The sequence below is a fragment of the Dolichospermum lemmermannii CS-548 genome, assembly GCF_028330815.1.
Taxonomy (GTDB): Bacteria; Cyanobacteriota; Cyanobacteriia; order Cyanobacteriales; family Nostocaceae; genus Dolichospermum; species Dolichospermum lemmermannii.
Genome location: NZ_JAQMTJ010000192.1, coordinates 1 through 4,497 on the forward strand (window position 1 = coordinate 1; position 4,497 = coordinate 4,497).

At 36.4% G+C, this 4,497-nt stretch carries 5 protein-coding genes; all 5 read left to right on the forward strand.

What is annotated here, in order from left to right; all coding sequences use genetic code 11:
- The coding region (gene tnpA / locus PN450_RS12625) for an IS200/IS605 family transposase (RefSeq protein ID WP_271836544.1) at positions 1-188 on the forward strand (188 nt) is incomplete at its 5' end.
- Between the two features lie 319 nt (positions 189-507).
- Positions 508-789: an ATP-dependent Clp protease adapter ClpS gene (clpS, locus tag PN450_RS12630; protein WP_041457654.1), complete on the forward strand. Its 282-nt coding sequence runs from the start codon at positions 508-510 to the stop codon at positions 787-789.
- 57 nt (positions 790-846) lie between these two features.
- Positions 847-1,671 carry a CPBP family intramembrane glutamic endopeptidase gene (locus PN450_RS12635; RefSeq protein WP_271836545.1) on the forward strand — a complete coding sequence of 275 codons (825 nt, stop codon included), beginning with the start codon at positions 847-849 and terminating at the stop codon, positions 1,669-1,671.
- 539 nt (positions 1,672-2,210) lie between these two features.
- Positions 2,211-3,494, forward strand: coding sequence for a bifunctional serine/threonine-protein kinase/formylglycine-generating enzyme family protein (locus tag PN450_RS12640; protein ID WP_271836546.1), 1,284 nt, complete (start codon positions 2,211-2,213; stop codon positions 3,492-3,494).
- Between the two features lie 61 nt (positions 3,495-3,555).
- A partial coding sequence (locus tag PN450_RS12645; protein WP_271836547.1) for an IS630 family transposase occupies positions 3,556-4,497 on the forward strand: 942 nt, incomplete at its 3' end.

Consider the following 4,497-nt stretch of genomic DNA (forward strand, 5'->3'; position numbering starts at 1 on the left):
AACCGGATATAGCCATTAACCAAGTTATTAAGGCGTTTAAAGGTCGGTCATCTTATCTATTGAGAAAAGAGTTCCCGGAGTTATTAAAACTTCCTAGCCTATGGACTAACAGTTATTTTTATTCGACGGCAGGTCAGGTTTCCGCAGATACAATTAGAAGATATATAGAAGACCCGCATCATGGTTAAGAATCTTGGTTGCGAATAAATAGAGCCTCCGGCACGCTCCGCGAACGCCGTTGGCACTTCCTCCACGCATCTATTGCCAAGTGGCTTCCGTGCCTTTCGTTCTATTTGGTGAGGAGATAGAAGGCAAAGAAAAATTTTCTCTGTCCCATTATCAATGCAAATTTCTTTTATTTGTGTTATGATGCTTTAGGAAAAAACTTCTCAGCAACGCCAAAAGTATTTCCAGGTGAAACCGCGGCAGTGCAGAAGTAAATAACTGTTGAGCAAATGCCTAACAGGACTGTATTGTAGTAAATCAACAATAAAAGAGCAAAGAATCGTGTCAGTCGAAACCATTGAGAAGCGTTCTACATCCCGCAAGCTTGCGCCTCAGTATCGCGTATTGCTTCATAATGATGATTATAATCCGATGGAGTATGTAGTACAGGTGCTAATGACTACTGTTAATAGCATCACCCAACCGCAAGCTGTTAGTATTATGATGGAAGCTCACCATAACGGGTTAGCTTTAGTAATTAGGTGCGCTCAAGAACACGCGGAGTTCTATTCTGAAACCCTCAATAATCATGGTTTAAGTAGTACGATTGAACCTGACGAATAGTCATTGGTCATTGGTCATTAGCAGTATATTGTTGACTAATGATAACTGACTAACTTTATGAAAATTAATCTCACTCAACTTACCCAATACCCCGTTCCTGTGAGGCTGGTTTGTTTTATACTGGCCTTACTATTTTTATGGCTACCCCTAGCTGTACCAATTTATTTGCTAGTTGAAGATACTAATTTAGAAAGTATTTTGACGCTGGTGATATTATATGTAGAGTTTATTTTTCTGCTGAATATTTGGGGTAAGCAAGTTTATCAACAACCAAAAATATTCAGCCATTATGGTTTAGAATTTACACACCTGAATGGGGTGAATGTGTTGCAGGGGTTGGCTATTGGACTAACTACTGTTTTAGTTTTATTTGGTTTGGAAGGTGTACTAGGTTGGTTGGTATGGCAACAACCACAAGTATTTTTAGGGAGAATAATTTTAGAAGGTTTATTAGTTAGTTTGGGTGTGGGTTTTGCAGAGGAATTATTATTTCGGGGTTGGTTATTGGATGAGTTACAACGAGATTATAAATTAAATATCGCTCTCTGGATAGATGCAATTTTATTTGCTGTATCCCATTTTATTAAACCTTTGGAGGCAATTATTCACACTTTACCCCAGTTTCCGGCTTTGGTGCTGTTGGGGTTAACGCAGGTATGGGGAAAACGTTGGAGAAGGGGACGTTTGGGTTTACCTATTGGTTTACATGGTGGGTTGGTTTGGGGTTATTATATCATTAATGTCGGGCAATTAACCCAATATTCGGGTCAAGTTCCTGACTGGGTTACTGGTGTGAATAATAATCCTTTACAGGGAGTTATGGGGGTATTATTTATGGGTGGTTTGGCTTGGTGGATAGGTAATCAGCAAAAACCCGATTAAGAAAAAACTATGCGATTCAAAGTAGATGCGGTTTAATTCAAAATCATTAAAATTATCATCAAGGCTTGACAAAGCCAAAAGCCTATGTCATGATTATGTTATGAGTGGAAAAGTGTGCGCCCATATATATAGACTTTTCAACCACCAACATAATTATTTTCCTCTTTATCCTATAAATCCTCAAATCCTGTACTTCGACTCCGCTCAGTAACCGGACATCCTGATTCTGACAATTTAGGCTTGACAAAGCTCAAAGCTTGGGTTATCCTTATGTTATGGGTGGAAAAGTGTGCGCCCATATATATAGGCTTTTCAACCACCAACATAATTATTTTCCTCTTTATCCTGAAAATCCTCAAATCCTGGACATCCTGATTCAGACAATCAAGACTTGACAAATCTCAAAGCTTGAGTTATCCTTATGTTATGGGTGGAAAAGTGTGCGCCCATATATATAGACTTTTCCAACACCAATATAATTATTTTCCTCTTTATCCTGAAAATCCTTAAATCCTGATTCTGACAACTTAAATTTTATTATGGCTTATTTTACCCCAGGGCAACTACTCAAAAAAGGACAATACGAAATTATTGACACTCTTGGACAGGGAGGATTTGGTATTACCTATTTAGCGCAAGACCATAAACGCAAAAAACAAGTAGCTATCAAAAGTCTCAATGTCTCTTTTTTGAAACAACGCTATCGAGATAAATATGGGAATACAGAAGGTTTTGGAGAATTTTTAGCAGAAGAACAGGACAAGTTTAACACTGAAGCGATGGTTTTAGCTACCTTTGATCATCCTCACATTGTCAAGGTTTATCCTGAACTGTTTCAAGAAAATGGTTTATCTTGTATGGTGATGGAATATGTCAAAGGCAAAAATTTAGAACAATATTTATACGCGAATGGTGTTTTTAGTGAAAGTGCGGGTTTAGAAATTATTAAAGGCATTGGAGAAGCTTTAATTTATATTCATAGTCGTAATTATCTGCACCGAGATATTAAACCTGCGAATATTTTACTAAGAGAAGAAGACAATAAAGCCATATTAATTGATTTTGGTTTAGCTAGAGAGGTCAACTTTGCGGAATTGATGAGTTTAACAAATGCCAAAACTCCCGTTTTTGCACCACCAGAACAATTTGAAAATAGAAGTAATTTCACTCCGGCTTTAGATATTTATGCTTTAGCTGCCACATTATATGTAATTATCGCTGTTCATGAACCTCCTTTCATTCCTCTGCCTAGTCCTTATCTGAATGCTAAGATAATGCTAGATATGAAAATGGCGATTGAACCACCGCAAAAATACAATTCTGCAATTAGTCAAAAGGTAAATGATGCTATTCTCAAAGGAATGGAATTAGATTATCAAAACCGTCCTCAGTCTATTACAGAATGGTTTAAATATTTAGGTATTCAAACAAATAAAAAACCTAACCCCCCTAACCCCCCTTCCCTACAAGAGAAGGGGGATATTAAAGCCTCTCTTCTTGTAGGAGAGAGGTTGGGAGAGAGGTTTTTAACTAACCTGAAAACTTTCACTTTTGAAGTTGTCACAACGAACGCAAAAGGAAGCATTATCAACCGACGCAACCACTCAGCAAATTACTTTGTGGAAGATTTGGGAAATGGGGTGAAGTTGGAAATGGTGGAAATACCCGCAGGAACATTTTACATGGGTTCACCGGAAAATGAAGCGAAAAGAAGAGATAATGAAAGTCCCCAACATCAAGTTACTCTTCCTAGCTTCTTTATTGGTAAATATCCTTTGACTCAAGCACAATATCAAGCTATACTCCGCAAGGGCATAAATTGAGGATAGAAAAGGAAAAAGTGGTATAAAATATTAAAGAAAAAAAGTGAGGGGGAATCAAGTAATGAAGGCAAGAACGTATAGTGCAGAGGAAAAGGCAATGTTTCATTACGAAAGATTTAATCATCCACATCCAAGAGTACAAATCAGAATGGAAGTAATGTGGCTAAAAAGTAAAGGATTGAAAAATAGCCAAATAGTATCATTAGTAAATCTGAGTGAAAATACCGTAAGAAAATATATTAAAGAATATGAAGAAGGGGGAATAGAAAAACTCAAAGAAATAAATTTTTATCGTCCAGAAAGTGAATTGTTAGAATATAAAGAAACTCTCGAAAAATATTTTGAGAAAAATCCGCCAATGAGTATCAAAGAGGCGGCGAAAAAAATTGAAGAATTAACAGGAATAAAAAGAAGTGAAAATCAGGTAAGACTGTTTATCAAAAGAATAGGAATGAAAAGACTAAAAGTAGGTTACGTACCAGGAAATGCGGATGTAGAAGCCCAAAAAGAGTATCAAGAAAAAAAGCTAGAACCACTGCTAGAAGAGGCTAGACAGGGTAAAAGAGCAGTTTTTTTTGTTGATGCGGCACACTTTGTAATGAAAGCATTTTTAGGATATATCTGGTGTGTAACAAGAGTATTTATTAAATCACCATCAGGGCGGAAAAGATTTAATGTTTTAGCAGCATTAAACGCTATTAATCATCAGGTAATTACCGTAACCAATGATACTTATATAACTGGGCAGCAAGTCTGTGAACTGTTGCAAAAATTATACGATTTAGGCTTAACTATTCCCATTACTTTAGTTTTAGATAATGCCCGATATCAAAAATGTCGAGTAGTCCTGGAGTTAGCAGAAAGTTTAGGCATTGATTTATTATTTTTACCAGCTTATTCTCCTAACTTAAATTTAATAGAAAGGTTATGGAAATGGGTGAAGAAGAAATGTTTATATGGTCAATATTATGAAGATTTTTCCGATTTTAAAAATGCTATCTCT